The 21861-nt window shown below is 69.7% G+C and carries 18 protein-coding genes and 1 other RNA gene; 10 read left to right on the top strand and 9 right to left on the bottom strand.

All coding sequences use genetic code 11. The features are described 5' to 3' along the window. Positions 1–41 precede the first annotated feature (41 nt). Genes ACIHCQ_RS42865 through ACIHCQ_RS42855 form a run of 3 tightly spaced genes read left to right on the top strand, consistent with a single transcriptional unit; the run spans position 42 to position 3007 of the window. Positions 42–905: a MaoC/PaaZ C-terminal domain-containing protein gene (locus ACIHCQ_RS42865; RefSeq protein ID WP_399674531.1), complete on the top strand. Its 864-nt coding sequence runs from the start codon at positions 42–44 to the stop codon at positions 903–905. 25 nt (positions 906–930) lie between these two features. Further along, entirely contained in the window at positions 931–2022 is a 1092-nt protein-coding gene (locus tag ACIHCQ_RS42860; RefSeq protein ID WP_399674529.1) for a Zn-dependent alcohol dehydrogenase, read from the top strand. A 31-nt stretch (positions 2023–2053) separates the two neighbouring features. Then, positions 2054–3007, top strand: coding sequence for a 3-oxoacyl-ACP reductase (locus ACIHCQ_RS42855; RefSeq protein WP_399674547.1), 954 nt, complete (start codon positions 2054–2056; stop codon positions 3005–3007). Positions 3008–3013: 6 nt separating this feature from the next. Here ACIHCQ_RS42855 and ACIHCQ_RS42850 read toward each other — a convergent pair whose 3' ends face one another. Then, positions 3014–4222: a hypothetical protein gene (locus tag ACIHCQ_RS42850; RefSeq protein WP_399674528.1), complete on the bottom strand. Its 1209-nt coding sequence runs from the start codon at positions 4220–4222 to the stop codon at positions 3014–3016. 201 nt (positions 4223–4423) lie between these two features. Here ACIHCQ_RS42850 and ACIHCQ_RS42845 point away from each other — a divergent pair, with 201 nt between their 5' ends. The 3 genes from ACIHCQ_RS42845 to ACIHCQ_RS42835 are packed head-to-tail and all read left to right on the top strand — an operon-like array spanning position 4424 to position 7340. After that, positions 4424–5311, top strand: coding sequence for a Nif3-like dinuclear metal center hexameric protein (locus ACIHCQ_RS42845; RefSeq protein ID WP_399674526.1), 888 nt, complete (start codon positions 4424–4426; stop codon positions 5309–5311). Further along, entirely contained in the window at positions 5308–6051 is a 744-nt protein-coding gene (locus ACIHCQ_RS42840; RefSeq protein WP_399674546.1) for a zinc ribbon domain-containing protein, read from the top strand. The genes ACIHCQ_RS42845 and ACIHCQ_RS42840 overlap by 4 nt, the downstream gene beginning before the upstream one ends. Positions 6052–6056: 5 nt before the next feature. After that, positions 6057–7340, top strand: a complete 1284-nt coding sequence (locus ACIHCQ_RS42835) for a bifunctional RNase H/acid phosphatase (RefSeq protein WP_399674524.1) — start codon at positions 6057–6059, stop codon at positions 7338–7340. Positions 7341–7686: 346 nt separating this feature from the next. Here ACIHCQ_RS42835 and eda read toward each other — a convergent pair whose 3' ends face one another. The 4 genes from eda to ACIHCQ_RS42815 form a co-directional block, all read right to left on the bottom strand. Next, positions 7687–8334, bottom strand: a complete 648-nt coding sequence (gene eda, locus ACIHCQ_RS42830; RefSeq protein ID WP_399674522.1) for a bifunctional 4-hydroxy-2-oxoglutarate aldolase/2-dehydro-3-deoxy-phosphogluconate aldolase — start codon at positions 8332–8334, stop codon at positions 7687–7689. Positions 8335–8399: 65 nt separating this feature from the next. Beyond that, a complete protein-coding gene (gene yaaA, locus ACIHCQ_RS42825; protein ID WP_399674520.1) occupies positions 8400–9206 on the bottom strand; it encodes a peroxide stress protein YaaA in 807 nt (268 codons plus the stop codon). Between the two features lie 58 nt (positions 9207–9264). Further along, positions 9265–9876 (bottom strand): hypothetical protein, encoded by a 612-nt coding sequence (locus ACIHCQ_RS42820; RefSeq protein ID WP_399674518.1) that lies wholly within the window; start codon positions 9874–9876, stop codon positions 9265–9267. Further along, entirely contained in the window at positions 9873–10658 is a 786-nt protein-coding gene (locus tag ACIHCQ_RS42815; protein ID WP_399674517.1) for a MerR family DNA-binding transcriptional regulator, read from the bottom strand. The genes ACIHCQ_RS42820 and ACIHCQ_RS42815 overlap by 4 nt, the downstream gene beginning before the upstream one ends. A 120-nt stretch (positions 10659–10778) precedes the next feature. On the opposite strand from ACIHCQ_RS42815, the gene rnpB reads away from it, so the two are divergent. Continuing rightward, positions 10779–11184, top strand: an RNA gene (gene rnpB, locus ACIHCQ_RS42810) — RNase P RNA component class A. Positions 11185–11295: 111 nt separating this feature from the next. Here rnpB and ACIHCQ_RS42805 read toward each other — a convergent pair. The 3 genes from ACIHCQ_RS42805 to ACIHCQ_RS42795 all read right to left on the bottom strand — a co-directional run bounded on the left by ACIHCQ_RS42805 (position 11296) and on the right by ACIHCQ_RS42795 (position 14691). Beyond that, positions 11296–12924: a pyruvate, phosphate dikinase gene (locus ACIHCQ_RS42805; protein WP_399674516.1), complete on the bottom strand. Its 1629-nt coding sequence runs from the start codon at positions 12922–12924 to the stop codon at positions 11296–11298. 25 nt (positions 12925–12949) lie between these two features. Further along, positions 12950–13363 carry a hypothetical protein gene (locus ACIHCQ_RS42800; RefSeq protein ID WP_399674515.1) on the bottom strand — a complete coding sequence of 138 codons (414 nt, stop codon included), beginning with the start codon at positions 13361–13363 and terminating at the stop codon, positions 12950–12952. Positions 13364–13578: 215 nt separating this feature from the next. Further along, the gene (locus tag ACIHCQ_RS42795; RefSeq protein WP_399674513.1) at positions 13579–14691 is read right to left on the bottom strand and encodes a TetR/AcrR family transcriptional regulator; all 1113 of its coding nucleotides are present in this window, start codon (positions 14689–14691) and stop codon (positions 13579–13581) included. A 1616-nt stretch (positions 14692–16307) separates the two neighbouring features. Between ACIHCQ_RS42795 and ACIHCQ_RS42790 the strand changes: the two genes are divergently transcribed. Continuing rightward, positions 16308–17111, top strand: a complete 804-nt coding sequence (locus tag ACIHCQ_RS42790; RefSeq protein WP_399674511.1) for a hypothetical protein — start codon at positions 16308–16310, stop codon at positions 17109–17111. Between the two features lie 18 nt (positions 17112–17129). Here ACIHCQ_RS42790 and ACIHCQ_RS42785 read toward each other — a convergent pair whose 3' ends face one another. Then, positions 17130–17933 carry an alpha/beta fold hydrolase gene (locus ACIHCQ_RS42785; RefSeq protein WP_399674510.1) on the bottom strand — a complete coding sequence of 268 codons (804 nt, stop codon included), beginning with the start codon at positions 17931–17933 and terminating at the stop codon, positions 17130–17132. A 406-nt stretch (positions 17934–18339) separates the two neighbouring features. Here ACIHCQ_RS42785 and ACIHCQ_RS42780 point away from each other — a divergent pair, with 406 nt between their 5' ends. Both ACIHCQ_RS42780 and ACIHCQ_RS42775 read left to right on the top strand, forming a co-directional pair. After that, entirely contained in the window at positions 18340–19266 is a 927-nt protein-coding gene (locus ACIHCQ_RS42780) for a cytochrome P450 (protein ID WP_399674508.1), read from the top strand. Positions 19267–19332: 66 nt separating this feature from the next. After that, positions 19333–21861 (top strand): type I polyketide synthase (locus ACIHCQ_RS42775; protein WP_399674507.1); only part of this gene is annotated, 2529 nt, incomplete at its 3' end.

Here is a 21861-nt window from a genome sequence, read left to right as displayed (position 1 = left end):
GGGTCTTCCAGTCCTCCAGGTCCCCAAGGAGCAGCATCCACATGCCCATCGACGCGGCAAAGGCCGTCGCCGCCGAACCCCGCAGCGCCGAGATCAGCTGGGACCACAAGGACATCCAGCTCTACCACCTCGGCCTCGGCGCGGGCGTCCCCGCCACCGACCCCGACGAGCTGCGCTACACCCTGGAGTCCAGGCTGCATGTGCTGCCCAGCTTCGCCACCGTCGCGGGCGCGGGCCAGGGCGTCATCGGCGGGATCGGCGGACCGGGCCTCGACATCAACCTGGCGTCCGTACTGCACGGCGGGCAGCGGATCGAGATCCACCGGCCGATCCCGGTCACGGGCCAGGCCGTGTCCACGTCCAAGATCGCGGCGGTCTACGACAAGGGCAAGGCCGCGATCCTCGTCCTGCGCACCGAGGCCGCCGACGACGAGGGCCCGCTGTGGACCAGCGACGCCCAGATCTTCGTACGAGGCGCCGGCGGCTTCGGCGGCGACCGCGGGCCGTCCGTACGGACCGAACTGCCCTCCCGCGGCCCGGACAGGACCGTGGAGAAGGCCATCCGCGAGGACCAGGCCCTGCTCTACCGGCTCTCCGGCGACTTCAACCCGCTGCACGCCGACCCCGAGTTCGCCAAGACCGCCGGTTTCGACCGGCCCATTCTCCACGGGCTCTGCTCGTACGGCATGGCGCTCAAGGCCGTCGTGGACACGGTGCTCGGCGGGGACGTCACGCGGGTCCGCGCGTACACCACACGCTTCGCCGGAGTGGTCCATCCCGGCGAGACCCTGCGCATCCGGATGTGGACCGGCTCGCCGGAGTCCGGCCGCGTCCAGGTGGCGGTGACCGCTGTCGAGCGAGACGACGCGCCGGTCCTCACCGACACCACCGTCGTACATACCTGAAGGCACTCCTGAAGGGAACCGCACCGTGCGCGCAGCCGTACTGCACGAGACAGGGCAGGACAAGCTCGAAGTACTCGACGACATCGAGGCGGTGGGCTTCGGCCCCGGCAAGGTCAAGATCCGCGTCCGGGCCACCGGGCTGTGTCACTCGGACCTCTCCGCGATGAGCGGTGTGCTGCCGCAGCCCGCGCCGTTCATCCCCGGGCACGAGGGCGCGGGCGAGATCATCGACGTGGGCGACGGCGTGACCGGAATGCGGGCGGGCGACCGGGTGCTGCTGTGCTGGCTGCCCGCGTGCGGCAGCTGCGCTGCCTGCAAGCGCGGGCAGACCCAGCTCTGCCTGGCGGGCTTCATGAACGCCGGGACCCCCAACTTCAAACGCTCCGGCTCCGGCGCCGCCCCTTCCGATGTGTTCGGCTTCGCGGGTACCGGCACCTTCGCCGAGGAAATGGTGGTCGAGGCGGGCTGCGCCGTGCCGATCCCGGACGACGTACCGTTCGACATCGCCGCGCTGATCGGCTGCGGGGTGACCACGGGCCTCGGCGCGGCCATCAACACCGCCGATGTGGCGGCTGGCTCCTCGGTCGCCGTCATCGGCTGTGGCGGCGTCGGCATCTCCGCGATCCAGGGCGCGCGGCTCAAGGGCGCGGCGGAGATCGTGGCCGTGGACCCGGTCGAGTCGCGGCGCGAGGCCGCGCTCAGCTTCGGCGCGACGGAGGCGGTCGCGCCCGACGCGCTGGCCGACGCCAAGCAGCGCATCACCGCGGGCGAGGGCTTCGACTACGTCTTCGAGGTCGTCGGCAAATCCGCGACGGCCCGCACGGCGTACGAGACGACCCGGCGCGGCGGCACCCTGTGCGTCGTCGGCGCGGGCGCCATGGACGATTTCCTCCAGCTCAACATGTTTGAACTGTTCTTCGACGAGAAGCGGATCCTGCCCTCGATGTACGGGGGCGGGGACATGCTCACCTCATACGAACGGGCCATCGCGCTGTGGCGCGCCGGCCGGATCGATCTGGCCGGACTGATCACGCACCGGGTGCGGCTCACGGAGATCAATGACGCGCTCGCCCAGATGCGTACGGGTGAGGCGCTGCGTACCTGCATCGAGATCTGACGAGCCTGAGGGGATCCGGATGTCACTGTCTCTGCCACTGCCACTGCCACTCGACGGTCTGTCCGCGATCGTCACGGGCGCGGGCCGCGGCCTCGGGCGCGCCGAAGCCCTCGAACTGGCCCGGCTCGGCGCGGGCGTCGTCGTCAACGACTACGGGCGGCCGGGCCGGGACGGTTCGGGGGAGGAGTCGGCAGCCCCGGCGGAGGAGGTCGCCGAAGAGATCCGCGCGGCGGGCGGCTCCGCCGTGGCCCACCAGGGCGACGTCTCCGACTTCGAGCAGGCCCGCGACCTGCTACAGCTTGCCGTCGCCCGCTACGGCAAGCTGGACATCCTCGTCAACAACGCGGGCATCCTGCGTGACCGGATGGTCTTCTCGATGAGCGAGAGCGAGTGGGACTCGGTCATCCGCGTCCATCTCAAGGGCCACTTCAACACCACCCACTTCGCATCGGTCCACTGGCGCGAGCGCTCCAAGGCCGCCGGGGCGCCGGTCTACGGCCGTATCGTCAACACCTCGTCGGAGGCGTTCCTCGCGGGCGCCGCGGGCCAGCCGAACTACGCGGCGGCCAAAGGCGGCATCGTCGGCCTCACCACCTCCACCGCGCTCGCCCTGACCAAGTACGGGGTCACGGCCAATGTGATCTGCCCGCGCGCCCGGACCCGGATGACCGAGGACGTCTTCGCCGGGATCGAGGAACCGGGGGAGGGGGACGGCAGGCTCGACTCCCTTGCCCCGGAGCATGTCGCGCCGCTGGTCGGCTATCTCGCCTCCCCGGCGGCGGCCGGCGTCAACGGGCAGCTGCTCGTCGTGCACGGCGGCATGGTCGCGATCGTGGAACGGCCCAGGGTGGCGGCGAAGTTCGACACGGCGAAGGAGGCGTTCACGTTCGCGGAACTGGACGAGGTGCTCACGCCGTACTACGAGGGCCGCCCGCCGAAGGAGACCTTCGCGGCGACGGAGGTGCTGGGCCTCAGGCGTGGCTAAGCGCGGCTAAGCGCGGCTGGCGGGGGCCCGGCGGCCGGTGAGCGGTGCCTGCTGTAAAGGAACCGGCTTGCAGACGGCGGCGGCAGGTTCGGCGACCGGCCCGACCGGCTCGACCGGCTTGGGAGGCGCCTTCCGCACGGGCTCCGCCGGGGCCGTCGCTGTCACCGTCGCATCCGGTGTGAAGGTGTCCTGTGGCGCGCCCATCCGCGCCACCCCGCACGGCACCGCGCCCGTCACGTACGGCAGTCGCAGCACCCCCTCCGGGGTCCACAGCCCGGCCCCGGCCAGCCACCCCGATGGCGCGGTCAGTTGGTGCAGCCGCCGCTCCGCGGGCCGCCACAGGCCCAGCCAGCTGCCCGCCGCCCCGTCGATGCGCAGTGCCACCGCGCAGTTCTCCGGCATCAGCGCCTGCCCCGGCTGTACGGCGAACGGCGTCACCGCGCAGTCCGCGAGCCGCAGGCACTCCGGGAAGCGCACCGGCCGCAGGCTGCCCAGGACACCCCAGCCGAGGCGGTCGTGACCCGGGGCGTTCGAGCGGATCAGCAGCAGCCCGCTGTCCGGCGCGGCCAGCAGCACCCGGTCGTCGCTCTCGTCCGTGATCTGGAGCAGCGGAGTCACCTCGCCGCCCCGCCGCAGATCCACCGCCACCGTCTTCACCGGGCTGTCGCCGTCCAGCCGCCGGTCCAGGGCCAGCATCCGTCCCGTACGGTCCAGCCAGACCCCGCCCGAACAGCGGCCCGGCACCTCGGCGACGGGCTGGGGGCCGAATTCACCGCCCGTAACCAGCCAGATCACCGTTGACTTGGCCCCCGGGGCGAGGGCGTACGCGCACACCCCGTCCGGCGACGGCGGCAACAACCGGACCGACTGATCCGACTGGTCCGGCTGGTCCGACTGAACCCTGCCGAGGGGAAGTTCGCCGGTCGCGGGCCCGGTCGGGTACAGCAGCGAGAAGGCGTGCCCGCCCGCCACCTTCCGTCTGATCAGGACCCGGCCGTCGGCCAGCGGCAACACCTCCGAGTCGGGCTTCTCCGGCTGGTCCAGCGGCAGGGGAACCGCGTAGGGCTCGGGTCCGTCGAGCGTCCACCGCTCCGGGAACAGGGCCTTGCCGTCCCCGGTCAGCCGGGTCGCGTAGGCACCGTCCGCAGTGATCGTGAATCCCGTACGCCCCACCGCCCCGACCTCCGTGACGCTCTCGATGGCACAGACTGTCATCGGTTGCTCACCTCCGGCAACTGAACGTAGTTATCGCACTCCCTGCCGAACAACCACGAGACGCCCCTCTTCACACATAAGGGTGGCTGGGCCGGAGTTCGCCTGAGGGAAAGGTGCCGACTGTGCTCCGCGGTCCATCGCTCGGCTGTCGGCAGCGGAGCGATGGACCGCGGAGCACAGACGACAGGTAGCCTTTCCTCCGTGCCCCGTCTGTCTGAAGTCCTCGCCGCGCTCGACGCCCTGTGGCCTCCCGAGCGGGCCGAAGAGTGGGATGCCGTCGGCACGGTCTGCGGCGATCCCGACGCCGAGGTCAACCGGGTCCTGTTCGCCGTGGATCCGGTCCAGGAGATCGCCGACGAAGCGATCGCGCTCGGCGCCCAGCTGATCGTCACGCATCACCCGCTGTATCTGCGCGGTACGACGACGGTCGCCGCGTCCACCTTCAAGGGCCGCGTCGTACACACCCTGATCAAGCACGACATCGCGCTGCATGTCGCGCACACCAACGCCGACTCCGCCGACCCCGGCGTCTCCGACGCCCTCGCGGGCGCCCTCGACCTCCGGGTCGTACGCCCTCTGGTGCCGGACACGACGGACCCCAGCGGTCGCCGCGGCCTCGGGCGGATCTGTGAGCTCGACCGTCCCGAGACGCTGGCCGAGTTCGCCGAGCGCGCCGCGAAGCGGCTGCCCGCCACCGCGCAGGGCATCCGCGTCGCGGGAGACCCGGACGCCCTCATCCGTACGGTCGCGGTCAGCGGCGGCTCCGGCGACAGTCTCTTCGCGCAGGTACGGGCCGCGGGCGTGGACGCCTACGTCACCGCCGACCTGCGCCACCACCCCGTGTCGGAGGCGGTTCAGCACTCACCCCTCGCGCTGGTCGACGCCGCTCACTGGGCCACCGAATGGCCCTGGTGCGAGCAGGCTGCCGCGCAGCTCGACTCGGTGTCCGACAGGCACGGCTGGGGCCTTCGGGTCCATGTCTCGCACCGGGTCACGGACCCCTGGTCGTCCCATCAGTCTTCGCAGCCTTCCGAGCCGCCGGCTCCCTCTCTCCATCACTCTTCCCACTCTTCTGGAGCCCCCAACTGAACGCCGCGCACGCCGATCAGCTCCGACTTCTCGACGTCCAGTCCCTCGACGTACGACTGTCGCAGCTCGCCCACAAGCACTCCTCGCTGCCCGAGCACGCCGAAATCGAGTCGCTCACCAAGGACCTCACGCACCTGCGTGACCTGCTGGTCGCCGCGCAGACGGAGGAGAGCGACACCGCCCGCGAGCAGACCAAGGCGGAGCAGGACGTCGACCAGGTGCGCCAGCGCTCCGTACGCGACCAGCAGCGTCTCGACTCGGGCGCGGTCACCTCGCCCAAGGACCTGGAGAGCCTCCAGCACGAGATCGTCTCCCTCGCCAAGCGCCAGGGCGACCTGGAGGACGTCGTCCTCGAAATCATGGAGCGCCGTGAGTCCGCGCAGGAACGTGTCTCCGAGCTGACCGAACGGGTCACCTCCGTCCAGGCCAAGGTCGACGACGCGACCGCGCGCCGCGCCGCCGCCGAGGAGAAGATCAACAGCGAGGTCGCCTCCATCACCAAGGACCGCGAGGTGGTGGCGGCCTCCGTGCCCGCCGATCTCCTCAAGCTGTACGAGAAGCTGCGCGGCCAGCACGGCGGAGTCGGCGCGGCCCGCCTCTACCAGCGCCGCTGCGAGGGTTGCCGCCTGGAGCTCAACATCACTGAGGTGAACGACGTCAAGGCGGCGTCCCGGGACACCGTGCTGCGCTGCGAGAACTGCCACCGCATTCTGATCCGTACGTCCGAATCGGGGCTGTAGTGCCGATGCCGCGGGAGTTCGTCGTGGAGGCCGACGGCGGCTCCCGGGGCAATCCGGGCCCGGCGGGCTACGGCGCGGTCGTGCTCGACCCGGCCACCGGTGAGACGCTCGCCGAGGCCGCCGAGCACATCGGCGTGGCGACGAACAACGTCGCCGAGTACAAGGGCCTGATCGCGGGGTTGCGGGCCGCGTATGCCCTCGACCCCGAGGCGGCCATCCATGTGCGGATGGACTCCAAGCTCGTCGTGGAGCAGATGTCGGGCCGCTGGAAGATCAAGCACCCGGACATGAAGCCGCTGGCGGCGGAGGCGGCACGGATCTTTCCGGCCGAGCAGGTGACGTACCAGTGGATCCCGCGCGAGCAGAACAAGCACGCGGACCGGCTCGCCAACGAGGCGATGGACGCGGGCAAGCGAGGCGAGCGGTGGGAGCCGTCGCGCTCCACGGCGGAGTTCGCCGCGCGGGACGCGGAAGCGGCGCGGGTGGTGGGCGACGCGGCGGCGGGCGCGGCGAGGGCGCGGGCCGCCCTGTCGGGCGGCGGCGCGCCGGTGGCCGTGGCGCCCGCGGCGGAGCGGGCCGGGACGCCTTCCGGTGTCCCGGCGGGTGTCCGGGCCGGTGATCCTACGGAGACCCCGACGGTCGGCTGGGGAGCCTCGGCCGACCTGGGCACGCCCGCGACGTTCGTCCTGCTGCGTCACGGCGAGACGCCCCTGACCCCCGAGAAGCGCTTCTCGGGCAGCGGCGGCAGCGATCCGTCGCTGTCCGCGGTCGGCCTGCGTCAGGCGGAGGCGGTCGCATCCGCTCTCGCGGCGCGCGGCACGATCGAGGAGATCGTCAGCTCCCCGCTGAAGCGCTGCCGCGAGACCGCGGAGGCGGTGGCGGTCCGCCTGAACCTCGGCGTCCGCATCGAGGAGGGGCTGCGGGAGACGGACTTCGGCGCGTGGGAGGGCCTGACGTACGCGGAGGTACGCGAGCGGTACGGCGACGACCTGACGGCCTGGCTCGCCTCCCCGAAGGTGGCCCCGCCGGGCGGCGAGAGCTTCGCGACGGTGACGCGGCGCGTGTCGGCGACCCGGGACAAGCTCCTGGCGACGTACGCGGGCCGCACGGTGCTGCTGGTCACCCATGTCACTCCGGTGAAGACGCTGGTGCGGCTGGCGCTGGGGGCGCCGCCGGAATCGCTGTTCCGGATGGAGCTGTCGGCGGCGTCGCTGTCGGCGGTGGCGTATTACGCGGACGGCAACGCGTCGGTGCGGCTGCTGAACGACACGTCGCACTTGCGGGGCTAGCAGGGCGGCGTGCGGGTCTCTGGTCGGGGGCGCTGCCCCCGAACCCACCCCCTACTCCCCCTACGCCCTGAGGGCGTGAGGAGACCCCCAGCGCGGCGTGGGAGGTGCCCCCAGCGCCTCAATCGCCGGCGGGGCTGAAAGTGTCCGGCCCTTGTCGGGGCTCCGCCCCGAACCCCGCGCCTCAATCGCCGGCGGGGCTGGGTTTTCCGCCGGCGAGGCTTAGTTTCCGGGCACGCCCGGAAACTAAGCCCGTCTGGGGGTCCCCCCACGCCGCGCTGGGGGAGTAGGGGGAGATTGAGGACACCGCCCGAAGGGCGGTACGAGGGTCTGGGGGCGCAGCCCCCAGTTACGGGAAGGGGCGGGTAGGGGAACAAGCCCCGCGCAGCGCCGCCGCCTCCGCGGCCAAGGCTTCCACCCGCGCCCAATCCCTCGCCGCAACCGCATCCCCCGGCAGCATCCACGTCCCCCCCACACACCCCACATTCCCCAGCCCCAAATACCCCGGCGCCGCCGCCAACGAAATCCCGCCCGTCGGACAGAAACGCGCCTGCGGCAGCGGCCCGGCCAGCGACTTGAGGTACGCCGTGCCGCCCGCCGCCTCCGCCGGGAAGAACTTCATCTCGTGCACCCCGCGCTCCAGCAGCGCCACGACCTCCGAAGCCGTCGAGACCCCCGGCAGGAACGGCAGGCCCGACGCCCCCATCGCGTCCAGCAGCCGCTCCGTCCACCCGGGGCTCACCAGGAACCGCGCCCCGGCCGCCACCGCCGCGTCGACGAGGGCCGCCGAGATCACCGTGCCCGCGCCGACCACCGCGTCCGGCACCTCGGCCGCGATCGCGCGGATCGCGTCCAGCGCGGCCGGTGTCCGCAGCGTCACCTCGATCGCGGGCAGCCCGCCCGCCGTCAGCGCACGCGCGAGCGGTACGGCATCGGCGGCGTCCTCGATGACGACGACGGGAATGACGGGCGGCGCGAGGTCCAGCACGGAGGTCATGGCCACATCCTCCCGGGCCCGCGCACCTCACGCAACGACCGTTGCAGTAAACGCAACGGCCACGGTCAATGGATCTGCGTAACCACCACATCCAGCGCCCACGCCTGCCCCGCCCGCCCCGGCGCCTCCACCTCCACCACATACCCAAGGTCCCGCAACGCTTCGACCAGCTCCCCCGGCCCCGCCGGCTTCGCGCCCGCCACCAGCAGGTCCCGTACCAGCCGCCCCTTCGTCGCCTTGTTGAAGTGACTGACCACCGACCGCTTCTCGACCCCGGTCACCTCGTCGCGCCGCGAGTGCAGCACCCGCACCGTCGCCGTACGCCCCGCCACCTCGCCGCTGGCCCGCCAGGCCGCCGCGTACGCCGAGGACCGCAGGTCCAGGACAAGGCCGTCGCCCGCCGCCTCGGGCAGGGCGGACGCCATCGGCCCCCGCCAGTACGCCCCCAGCACGCCGAGCCCCGGCAGCTTCACCCCCATCGAGCAGCGGTACGGCGGAATCCGGTCGCCCAGCCGCACCGCGCCCCACAGCCCCGAGAAGACCAGCAGCGACTGCCGGGCCCGCCTGCGCGCGGTTGGCTCCAGCGTGGCGAGGCCGAGCGCGTCGTACAGCACACCGGTGTAGAGCTCCCCGGCCGGGCGGGTGCCCGCGGTACGCAGTTCCACGTTCTTCGCGATCTCGCCGCGCAGCCCCTCGCTCAGCCCGAGGATCTCGCGCGCCTTCTCCTCGTCGGCCGCGCACAGCTCGACCAGCTCGTCCAGCACCGCGGCGCGCGCCCTGGCCAGCCCCGGCAGCGACAGCGACTCGGGCTTCAGCGGAGCCCCTCGCCCGGAAGCGGCCTTACCTTCCGACGGCGGCAACAGCACGAGCACAGGGGATCTCCTTCGTACGTACGGGGGGCGGGGGCGAGGCCCCCTCGCCACCCTACGGTCAGTGGACCGGCGGGAGCGTACGCGCCCTGAGCTCGGCGACGAGAGCCGTGGGGTCATCGGCGTGGAAGCGGATCGTGTGCGCGCTCCCGCGCCTGCCCAGTGGCCGTACGTAGCCGACCGGCGCCCGCAGCTCGACGGCCACCGTCGTCTGGCCCGCGACGATGATCTCCAGCGACCCGTCATCGCGCGGCTGTACCAACTTCCCGGCCGGGAAACGACGGTCCACGCGCGCGTGGATGATGTCCTCCGGCCGTATCCGCAGGTCGAACAGCGCGCCGTAACGGATCCGCAGCGAGCCGTCCGTGCCCACTACATGGGGCCGCGTCACACAGCACGCGTGCATCCCGATCATCAGCACCAGGCCGTACACATCGATGACCAGCGTGATCGAGTGCACCAGCGGCCAGGGGATCACCATCGCCAGCGCCACCGTCTCGATCAGCGACACGAAGATGAACCCGTACATCATCGCGGTCTGCGGCCCGGTGTACGGGGCCGGGTGGGCGCCCGCCCGGACGCCGTGCCGCCGCCGGACGACCCAGAGCGCGAGGCTGTGCACCGCCCGCACTTCGTGCACGACCAGCCTCCGCAGAATGACGAGGGCGGTCATCGGAGCCCCCGTACGCGTACGGCCAGGCCCGCCAGCATCCGCCGCACCACCGCTGCCTGCGCGGGCGCGAAGTCGGCCAGGAACGCCTCGCCGAAGGTGCTGTCGCTCTGCTGCTCCAGATCGTCGCCCATGGGCATGAGCAGCTCGATCAGCTCATCGGGCATGCACGCCGTGAGCTCGTCGGCGAGCGGCCCGACCCTGGGGTCGTCCGCCTCCGCGTCGGCGAGGCCATCGAGGCGTTCGTACAACTCGTGGACACGGGCGGCGAGCGAGGGGTCGTCGGCGAACGGGCGCAGGGCCGTGAACAGCCGCTCCCGGTGCGCGGGCTCCATCATGGAGTCGAGCAGCGCCAGGTGGGTCCGGTCCTTGGCGGCCATCGGGGAGTCGCTGGGCGCGAGCGCCCCGAAGAGCCCGCTGAGTGCCGGTGACACGGGCCCTTCGGCGGGCAGCCGCCCCTCCCGCGCCTGCCGCATCAACTCGCCGAGCCGCGCCCGCCGCTCGGCGATGGCCTCCTCCTGCCGCGCCAGATCGGCGTCGAGCTCCGCGAGGACCTCGGCCAGCTCACGCCCGGCGTCATCGGCGAGCACGTCACGCACTTCGGCGAGGCCGAGACCGAGCTCGGTCAGCCGCCTGGCGCGGGCGAGTACGACGGCGTGCTGCAGTCCGTAGTCCCGGTAGCCGTTGGGGAGCCGCTCGGGCTCGGGGAGCAGGCCCAGATGGTGGTAGTGGCGGACGGTACGCGGGGTGACGCCGGCGAGTGCGGCGATTTCTCCGATCCTCATGGCTTCAGTAGAAACCCTGACGTTGCGGCAAGGTCAACCGCGAGATCAACCGCGAGATCAACCGTGCACGGCCGCGCACGAACAGGCGCTTCCGGCGGGTAGCATGGTCACCACGGCAGACGAGCCGAGCGGACGGCCGCGTGGAGATCTTCTTGGATCTCCCCGAGGAAAGTCCGGGCTCCACAGGGCAGGGTGGTGGGCAACGCCCACCCGGGGTGACCCGCGGGACAGTGCCACAGAAAACAGACCGCCGGGGACCTCGGTCCTCGGTAAGGGTGAAACGGTGGTGTAAGAGACCACCAGCGCCTGGGGTGACTCAGGCGGCTAGGTAAACCCCACCCGGAGCAAGGTCAAGAGGGGCCGCTGTAAAAGGCGGCTCTGCGTGGACGTTCGAGGGCTGCCCGCCCGAGTCCGCGGGTAGACCGCACGAGACCGGCGGCAACGCCGGTCCTAGATGGATGGCCGTCTCCCCGGCCGCCGCGAGGCGACCGGGCGACAGAACCCGGCTTACAGCTCGACTCGTCTGCCGTCAGGATGCCATCGGAGCCCTTGTCCGTCCGTCCGGAGGCGGCGGAGGGCCGCCCCCGGCGACCCACCAGACACAAGCGGGTCGCCCTCAGGATTTCAGGCGGATCACTCAGCCTCGGAGGACGGCGTGTGCCGCGACGAGGCGTTCTGCTTCGTTGCGGCCCGTGTTGTCGCCCGCGACTTCGTCGGCCCAGTCGAGCAATCGATGCAGATGGGCGTCAGTGGTGGCTGCGACGATGCGAGGGTTACCGACGACGACCTCTCCGCCTGTCCCGTCGATGGCGATGAGTGTGCCTTCGGGGAGGGTGCGTCCACCGGCTCGGACGGAAGCAGCGGCAACGTCGACGATGAGGTCCGCGGCCCCCACGACGGCGGGCTTCCCCATCGCTCGCGCGACGACGGCGGCGTGGCTGGTCGGCCCGCCGCGAGTAGTGACGACCCCTGCGGCGGCAGCCAGGCCGTGCATGTCGAGCGGGGAGGTCTCCGGACGCAGCAGGACGACCGGACCCTCCGCGGCCATCCGGGCCGCACTGTCGGCGGTGGTCGCCACTCTGCCGACCGCGACACCAGGAGAGGCGCCCAGCCCTCGGGTGAGGATGTCAACGGCATCGGCCGCCGCTATCCGAGGAGTACGAACGTGTGGGAGATGCTGTGGGGAGACTCGAAGAAGTGCCTCGGGGCGCCCGATCGTGCCCTTGTCGGCGAGGTCGACCGCGACACGGACAGCGGCACGTCCGACGAGTCGGCCGGGTCGCACTTGCAGGATCCACAGCCGGCCTGCCTCGAAGGTGAACTCCACATAGCACGCGTCGCGATAGTGCTCCTCGATCCGGTCCAGAGCCTCAAGAAGGCTGACCCACATCGTCGGCTCCCGGTCGGCCAGTTCGCGCAGGGGCCGAGTCAGGGATCTGCCGGAGACAACGTCTTCGCCTTGGCGACCGAACAGGACTTCGCCGAACGGGACGTGTTCACCGGTGTTGGGATCGTGGCTGAACGCGACTCCGGTCCCACTGTGGTCATCGCGATTCCCGAACACCATCGCCTGTACGGTCACGGCGGTGCCGAGGTCGCGGGGAATGTCATGCAGTTCGCGGTAGGTCTTCGCGCGCGGTGTGTCCCATGACGAGAACACGGCCGCGACTGCCAGCTCCAACTGCCGGGTCACGTCCTCCGGGACAGGCTCGCCGGCTCGTTCCCGGATGAGGGCCTCAACGCCTTGAATCGCATCGGCGAGACATGCTTCGTTGGTGCCGGTGTCTCGTCCGGCGATCTCACGCTCGACGCCGTCGAGACTCTCGCGGTCCAGGCCGACAACCTCAGAGCCGTAGCTGGACAGGAATCGCAGCCGCGAGTCGAGTGCGAATCGCAGGTCACCCGTCTCGGTTGCCAAGCCGATGGTGGCCTCGGCGGTGAGACCGAGGTTGAGGACCGTGCTCATCATGCCGGGCATCGACACGCTGCCGCCGGAGCGAACGGACACCGCCAGCGGCCTCTTGGGTCCACCGAGCTTGCGGTGCGTGGCAGCTTCGAGACCGGCGATGGCAGCCGCCAGTTCGACATCCAGGCCCTGGGGTGGCTGCCCGTCACGCAGGAAGGCGCGGCACGCCTCCGTGTTGATGACGAAACCTGGGGGCACGGGCAATCCAAGACGTCGCAGTACGACAAGGCCGTGCGCCTTGCCGCCAAGGACCTCCGCCGTTTCCTCGACCTCTGCTGAGATCGGGTGAATCCATGTCATATCGTCATCACCTTTCCCGGCGGGTTCAGTGTCGCGGGATGCCCAGAGTGGCAAGCAGGTCTTCGTGAAGTTGGAACCACACGGTGTGATACGAAACGGTGCTGTCCGTCACGTAGTCCAGCGCGCCGGACTTCGCGCGAGTGAGTGCGTCGGTGAGCCGGACGCGATATCGCTGGAATCGAAGCATCGCCGCGGACAGGTCTGCGCAGACGGCCTCGGCACGCTGGTCGAGGTCTGTGAACAGGTTCAGAACCCGAGCGTCGTAGAGAGCATCGGTGTGATCATTCGTAGTCAGGACACCGTCGACGGATCGCGTCTGCCATGCCGTGCAGAGGTCGAGCAATTCCGGGTTGAGCACAAGAAAGCCGTCGAAAGCCGCCGTCACTGTGGCTCGGGTGCCGGCTGTTTCCAGCTCGTCGGCGATCCGCTCGGCATCCACGGCGCGGCCGGCCTCCGTGAGACCCCACCCGCCGAAGTCACCCGCCACACGCGTGACAAGTCCGGCCACAGCGAGGTCGATCAGCTCTGATTCAACGTCCGGCTCAGGGAGCCCCGTTGTTGTGGCCACACGAGCGAGGCCCGCGAAACCGATGCAGCGAAGGGCGTGGAGTACCAGCAAGTCACTGCTGGTCGAGTGGGGCGAATCGGGGTGGGTCATGTTGCGGCCCTCTTCGATCGGGTGGTGTTCGAAACTTCGGCGGTCGCCGCGGCATACGCGGCGCCTCGTCCGTCGGCTCGGGCGACGAGCTCGCCCTTGTGGATGCGTACGGCATGTTCGGTGGAGTCGTCGGCGTTCGGTACGCCGGTGGCCGAGGCCAACAGGCCGCGGTCATCAACGACGAGGTGAAGGCGCGGCCAGGCGTCCGGTGTGAACACGCGCCGCAGGCAGCGGGTGAAGTCGCGGATCCTGAGCCGTACGAGGCGTCCGATCTCGGCGGGGTCACTCGTCACCACGGCCACGGTGACCCGGTCGCCCGGGCGAGCGGCGCGGATGGTCTCCTCGGCGGCGCCCAGCCGGTTGATCCCGAGGACCGCGATCACACCGTCCTCGTCGAATCCGACCCGGCGCTCGGTGATCAGGTCCGGCAACCCCTCCGGCGGGGTCCACAGGTCCTGGCAGGCTCGTGCCGGAGCGACGTAGGGCAGGTGCGGCGGGTCCCAGGTATCGGCGAGGCCGAGCCCGCCCAGATGCGCGCAAGCGTGTGCCACGTCGAAGGGGTCGCCGAATCCGAGCGCCGTATCGGCAAACGGGCCTGAGCCGTTCAACAACCTCAGGACCAGCTCGGCGCGCCGCACCTGCCGTACCTGTCCCGCATCGGTGGGTGCGCACGACTCCAGCGCGAGCGCGAGCAGCAGCGCCTCCAGCCGGGTGACCTGCGCCAGCGCACCGCGGGCCGGTTCGTCATCGAGCACACGAGCCAGCGAGCGCAGTTGCATCTGACCGAACGCGGGCGTGTCGTCGGCCAAGGGCAGTCGTTCGAGCCAGGCGCGGGCAAACGAACCCAGCGCCTCGGCTGTGGACCGCGGCGGCGACGGTGGAACCTCGTCGGTGGCGCTGTGCTCGACCATGTCGACCAGCACCGCCAGATAGAGCGCGCGCTTGCTCGGGAAGTTCGAGTACACCGCGCCACGAGTGAGCTCGGCCCGCTCGGCGATCTGGTCGACCTTCGCCTCGACGTATCCGTGCTCGGCGAACTCTGCCCGAGCCGCGGCCAGCACGGCCGTGCGGGTGCGCTCCTGCTGCTGTGCCCGAGTCAACCGGACCATTCGCGACTCCTTCCTTTGGCTCGGGACGAAAGATACACTGAACATCCCGATGGTAAGGGCATGTGAAATCTGCGAGGAGCAACGCGGCCGCGGGGCCGGCGTGGCATGACCGTCACCGACGCGATCCGCCAGGCCGAAGGCGGCTCCTGTACGTGCTGAGCCGGGTCGTCCTCACGCGTGAAGAACACCGCGGAACATAAAATCGGCCGCCGGGCCAAGTTGACAGCCAATCAGGAAATATCGAGGCTGGAAGATTCTGCGCGCGGACGGCACGCCCACTCTGCCGTAGCCGTCGTGAGATCGCAAATAACAAGCGAATGGGCAGACTTCAGGGTTCGTGGTCGGCTGCTATTTGCCTGAATTCCCCGGCAGTGCGATTCTCGTGCCATGACCTCATGGACCCCGTACGATTCGATCAGCTCTCAAGAGATGACCGATATTGCGCGCTGCGTGGCACGTGATCCCCAATACTTTCCCGCTTCCCCCAAGTTGGAAGGTATGGGTTCCGCCCGCCAGTTCCTCTATTTTCTGGTATTTCCGTCGCTTGCAACCCGGGCTGTGCGGAACTTGTTATTGAGAATGGAACGCCGGTACCTCGTACGCCGGGTACGCCGGGCGCACGGCGGAGCCTGCTTCACCTGGCCGGAGCTGGTCTCCGAACTCCGGCGGCGCGACGAAGCGCACAGGAAATCGGGAACGTCCGAGCCCCGTTGAGGCGTCCACCACCCAGCTGTGACCAGCTGTGATTTGGGTACGACCAGCAGCGGGCCGAAGCCCGCCCCCCGGCCCCCGCCTCCGGCCTTTCGCCGCGAACCCCCACTTCCCCGGCCGGATCACGCATCCGCCGCTCCCAAGCCGCCGACCGACGCGACGCCAGCCAAGCCACCACCCGCCGGGGGGCGTTGGTGACGCGGCCGTGCGCCGGGACGTCGACGTCCAACTGTCTCGCTAGTACTCCCCAGTCTCACGGCGTCCTAATCGGGCGATGGCCGGAGCCGAAAAGAACCCGCCTCCCTGCTGTACTTGACATGTACCGGGAGCGGCCGATCAGAATGAAATGGTTCTCGCCGGGTTCCCGTTGAACGGAGCGCTGCTGTTGAAAGGGGTCTCATGGGGTGCGTGACGCGTCATAAGAACTTATCCTCGGTCAAATAGCCTGCCCCGTGCAGAAGCTCCGGCGCTGCCAAGCAGCTGTCGTGCGGCACTTTGTGCTGCGCTACCTCGTGCCATCTCCCTGACCGCCGGGAATCAGAACCGTTGTTGACAAGCTGTGCCGACCGGCCCTGGACGGAGGCCGACGGCACACCCCCCATCTCTCTTCGACAGGTGATTTCGGCATGCCATAACGTTGCCAATTCGCATCGACAGCCATCGAAATTGACGTCTGAACAATGGAATCACGCAGCCGCGGGAGTTGATCCATGATCAGTAACGTAGAGGTTGGACTAGATTCAGGGCGCGAAGAGGCGATTCGGCCAGAATCAATGGAGAGGGTACCGGTCAACGCACTGGAATGTTCGTCCTCGCCACGGATGTCCGGTGAAAATGCCGAACATATCGGCATGCTCGCGGAGCTGGATGTTTCCTTACCTCCCATCGTTGTACACCGGCCCACGATGCGGGTGGTCGATGGCATACACCGGCTGCGTGCCGCGATACTGCGGGGCGACGAATTCGTCGATGTGAAGTTCTTCGACGGCACGGAGGCGGACGCCTTTGTCATGGCCGTTGAGCTCAACTCCACGCATGGGCTGCCCCTGTCGCTGGCCGACCGGAAGGCGGCGGCTGCCCGCATCATGAGCACGCACCCGCAGTGGTCCGACCGCAGGATCGCCAGGACCGTCGGCCTCTCCGCCAACACGGTGGGAGCGATACGCAGACGTTCAACTTTGCAGAATGAGCAGTTGAACGCGAGAGTGGGGAGCGACGGCCGGGTGCGGCCGTGCAACGGAGCCGAGGGCCGTCAGCTCGCCGGGGACCTGATGAGGGCGAACCCGGAAGCCTCCCTGCGGGAGGTGGCCAAGGCCGCCGGGATCTCTCCCGCCACCGCGAGCGATGTACGGGCACGGATCAACCGGGGTGAGCCGCCGATCACTTCACGGCAGGGTATCGACGTCCAGGTCAGGAAGCCCGCGATCCTGGCCGCCGGCCGAGCACCCGTACCCAGCGTGGTGAGAGCCGACATCGTCAACAGTCTCACCAGGGATCCCTCGCTGAGATTCACGGGCGCCGGGAAGATCCTTCTGCGCTCGCTCAGGACCTGCGCCGTCGATGCCGAACAGTGGGCACGGATCATCGACGCCGTGCCCACGCACCGTCAGGAGACCGTGGCCGGCCTCGCCAGAGCGTGCGCCGGCATGTGGCAGGAGTTGGCGGACCGGCTCGCCGAGCGCATAGAGAATCCGTCTCCCCCTGCGTGAGCTGCGGTTTCGATGCTGTCAGGGTCCTTCGAGGAAGGCGAGCACATCGTGGAAGAAGGCGGGTTTCGTGGTGATCGCGTGTCCCGACCGCGGGTATTCGACGCGCTGGGCTCCCGGTATTCCGTCGGCCGTCTCGTGGAACCTCTCGGGTGTGCAGAGATAGTCGCGCGCACCCCGGAGCAGGAGTGTGGGCACACGGACCTCTCCCAGTCGGCCGCGGACGTCGAAGGCGCCCTCGGCCAGCAGCATCGCCTTCATGTCGGAATGGTCCTTCGGCGGCGGGTCGAACCGGCCTGCGATCCACAAGGGAACCATGAGCAACAACTGCAACAGCCGGTTGCGGGTGAGCGCCGGAGCTGCCCGGTGCATTGCGGATCTGCCGCGGCCGGCAGCTTCCAGCAGGTCCCGATGGAAACGTCTGGCGACAGGCCCCAGTGAATGGGCGGTGCCGGCGAGGACCAGCCAGCTGACCACCTCTGGATTCTCGATCGCCAACTGCAGCGCGATCGAGCCGCCCGTCGCGTGACCGAGAACCGGTACGGGCGTGCCGAACCGATCGCGCAGCGCCTCGGCATGCTCGGCGGCGACATCGCTCATGGTGGCGCCGACCGGCATCCCGGGCCGGCGGTTGGTCCAGTACACCTGGTACCCCGCTGCGACGAAGGGGGCGACCATGCGTGCGGCAGTCCGGCGCTGTGCGCCGGGTTGCGGCACGGTGTGCGTCATGGTGAATCCGGCGAGATAGACCAATGGCTTGCCGGATCCAAAAGCCAGATAGGGCAAATCGGTGCTGAAATGACCGAGCTCTGTCGAAGTGTTCACGGACGCTCCTCGCGGCTGCTGAGCGACATTTACTCTGCCAACTGGCACCTTACTCATGGGCCTGAGACACCGACATTCCTTTCCCGGCACGGCAGTTGGTGGTCATATGCCAGGAGGCGTGGTTAGGCTGGCTTCGGCTCATTGCCCGTCCGGTATAAGGAGTCGATGGATGGCATATTCACTGCACCCCAACTCACAGGGCCCACTGCCGGATCTTTTGAGGGGTGAAGCCACGAGTACCGTGAAACGGGTGCGTGCACCGACCGGAGATGAAATGTGGCTGGTGAGTGATTACGCGATGGGCCGTAAAGTACTGACGGATCCGAGATTCAGCCGGGCGGCCGCGGCGAAGCCGGGAGCGCCCAGGCTCAACACGGCGAGCCCGTCCCCCAACTCGATCATGAGTATGGACGGACGTGAACACGCGCGTCTTCGGCGGATCACCGCGGCGGCCTTCTCCACCCACAAGGTCGCGAAGCTCCGCCCGTTCATCGAGCAGGTGACCGACGACCTGCTGGACGGCATGGCCCACGAGGGTGCGCCCGCGGACCTCGTCAGCTCCTTCGCCTCCCCCCTCCCCGTCGCGGTGCTCGGGACCCTGCTCGGAGTTCCGGTCGCGGACCGGCCCATCTTCGATTCCTCCGTCGAGGTCCTCTTCGACATCACGGCGAGCAGCGACGAGCAGAAGGCACGCCGTCAACTGGGCCTGGTCGACTACATGTCGACCCTTATCGACCGGAAGCGACGGGGCGAGGACGACGACCTGCTGACCGAGCTCGTCAGGGCCCATGACGGCGGAGTCCTGTCCAACGCCGAGCTCATCAGCCTTGGGCTGGCCCTGCTCACGGCCGGCTATGAGACGACGGTCGGTCAGCTCAGCCTCTCGGTGCTCGCGCTGCTGAACGGTGTCCTGCCGCGGGAGGTCCTCAAGGACGAATCGCGGGTGGATGCCGTGGTGGAGGAGCTGCTGCGGCTCACCCCTTCGACCCCTCTGAGCTTTCCCCGAGTCGCCGTCGAGGACGTCGAGCTGGGCGGAGTCGCGATACGGGCGGGCGAGGCGCTCGTGGTGTCCTTGCTGCACGGCAACTACGACAGCACAGTATTCGCGGAGCCCGAAAGCGTCGGCTACGACCGGTCGGCTCCCCATCTCACGTTCGGCCACGGTGTGCACCGATGCCTCGGTGCGCCGCTGGCGCGATTGCAGGTGAGAACAGCACTCGTCCGTCTCTTCGAGCGGTTTCCCGAGCTGCGTTTGTCCAACGACCGGACCGCCGTCTCCTGGAAGGACGGACTGGTCACCCGCGGGCTGAGCCGGCTCGACGTCGCGTGGTGACCTCCGCGGTGAGCACGGCCTTTCACGCCGGCCGAGCCGGCACGTCAGAAGGAGCTGGAAGTGGCCATGGCTGAATATCCCAGGGAAGATCCCGCCGGACGTCAGGCCAATGCGGACGACTCGATCGCGATCATCGGGCTGTCCTGCCGTTTTCCTCAGGCATCGTCCCCGGCGGAGTACTGGCGCCTGCTCCACGACGGTCGGTCGGCGATCGGCGTACGGGCCGACAGCGGCCGACGCGAAGGGCACGTGCCGACCGCCGACCGGTTCGACGCCGGCTTCTTCGGCATCTCACGGCGTGAAGCGAATGCCATGGACCCTCAGCAGCGGATGGCCCTGGAACTTGGCTGGGAGGCCCTCGAAGACAGCGGCCTCGTGCCTGCCGGGCTGCGCGGCAGTAATACCGGCGTCTTCCTCGGCGTGGCCTCCAGTGACTATTCCGTGGTGCTCCACCGCGAAGGGGCCGCGCCCCTGACGCACCACGCGATGACGGGCCTGCACCGCAGCATCGTCGCCAACCGCGTGTCGTATGCCCTGGATCTGCGGGGCCCCAGCCTGACCCTGGACGCCGGCCAGGCATCCTCGCTGGTGGCGGTGCACACGGCCTGCGTGAGCCTGCTCAGCGGTGAATCGGACCTTGCCGTGGCGGGCGGCGTACACCTGAACCTGGTGGAGGAGAGCGCCCGCGTGGCAGCCGGCTTCGGCGCCCTTTCCCCGGATGGCCAGTGCCGGACGTTCGACGCCGGCGCGAACGGGTTCGTCAGGGGCGAAGGCGCTGGATTCGTCGTGCTCAAGAGGCTCGCGCGCGCGCTCGCCGACGGCGACCGGATCCATGCCGTGATCAAGGGAAGCGCCGTCAATCACGACGGCGGGAGCGAGGGGCTCACGGTACCCAGCGCGAGCGCCCAGGCCGACGTCCTGCGCAGCGCCTACCGGCGCGCCGGCGTGGACCCCGCCCAGGTCCGGTACGTCGAACTGCACGGCACGGGAACCGTGGTGGGGGACCCCACGGAGGCGGCGGCGCTCGGCGCCGTACTCGGGCGGGCGCGTCGCGGCGATTCACCACTGCGCGTGGGATCCGTCAAGACGAACATCGGGCACCTCGAAGCGGCAGCGGGCGTCGCTGGGCTGATCAAGGTCTGCCTCGCCCTCACCCACGGCATCCTCCCGCCCAGCCTGAACTTCGAAGTCCCTCATCCACGGATCGATTTCAGCGCACTGAACCTGCGGGTGCAGACCGGGGTGGGGGGATGGCCGGAGGGGCCGCCCGATGTTGTCGGGCCGAAGCTGGCAGGTGTCTCGTCGTTCAGCATGGGTGGCACGAATTGCCATGTCGTGGTGTCGGAGCCCCCTCCCGCCACCGCACGCGGCTTGGCGGCGGGCGGCACCGGAGGGCGCGAGCCGCAGGCCCCGGTGGCTCTGCCCTGGGTGTTGTCGGCACGCGGCGCGGACGGTCTGCGGGCGCAGGCACGGCGCCTGCACGCGCATCTGGCCGAGAACCCCTCGTACAGCCTGGCCGACATAGGCCACTCGCTGGTGACGACGCGCTCCTCGTTCGAGCACCGGGCCGTGCTCGTGGCCGCGGACCGGGCGGACTTTCTGGCGGGACTGGACAGGCTGGCCAAGGGCGAGCCCGCGCCGGGCATCGTCGTGCGCGGCGGCTCGGGTGGCTCGGGTGGCTCGGGTGGCTCGGGTGACTCGGGCGGCGACCGGCAACGGCTGGTCTTCGTTTATGAGGAGGACTCCGCTCTCCAGTACGTCGGTATCGCGCGCGACCTTCTCGAAACGTGCGACACGTTCAGGGACCGGCTGCTGGAGTGCGCGGAGGCGCTCGCCGCGTTCCTCGACTGGTCTCCCGCCGACGTGATCCAGGGGGCGGAAGGCGCTCCGCGCCTGGATGCCCCCGGGGTCCAGCCGGTCGTCCTCTTCTGCGTCATGGTCGCTTTCGCCTCGCTCTGGCAGTCGTACGGAATCGACCCCGGGGCGTTGGTCGCGAACGTGTATGCCCGCGAGGTCCTCGGGGTGGCTGACGGGTCCCTGTCGCTGACGGATGCGGCCCGCGCGGTGGCAGCGGGGAATCGGGTGGGGGAGGAGACGGACGGAGAGGAGAGCGGGGAACGGTCCGAGGGCGTTCTCCACGTGGATCTCGGTGCCCGGCGCGGGGCGTCGGCAGAAGGGCCGACGACCGCCGGCAAGGCCGCGCGGGGGCCCGCCGCGGCGGACGCGGTCCACGCCGTGCCGGCCGGGCACGGTCTGGCCCGCTTCCTGACCGCACTGGCGGAACTGCACGTCCGTGGCGTGGACGTGGACTGGTCTGCCTCCTTTCCGGCCGAGTCCTGCCGGGTCGTCGATCTGCCCACGTACGCCTTCCAGCGTGAGCGGTACTGGTGGCCCTCGGCCGGTCCGGAGGATGCGCAGCCGCGTACGTCCCGCGCGGCATCCGCGCGTGAGCTCGTGCTGTCGTTGGTGGCGGAGGTGCTGGGGTCGGACGGTTTCGATACCGGTTCCGCTCTGCGGGATCTGGGCTTCGATTCGCTGATGTCGGTGGAGCTGCGGAACCGGCTGTGTGAGGTGACCGGTTTGCGGCTGCCGACG

The sequence above is a fragment of the Streptomyces sp. NPDC052236 genome (assembly GCF_044548015.1).
In the GTDB taxonomy this organism is placed as follows: Bacteria; Actinomycetota; Actinomycetes; order Streptomycetales; family Streptomycetaceae; genus Streptomyces.
The sequence above is the reverse complement of the archived record's forward strand: the minus strand, read 5'-3'. Positions and strand labels throughout refer to the sequence as shown.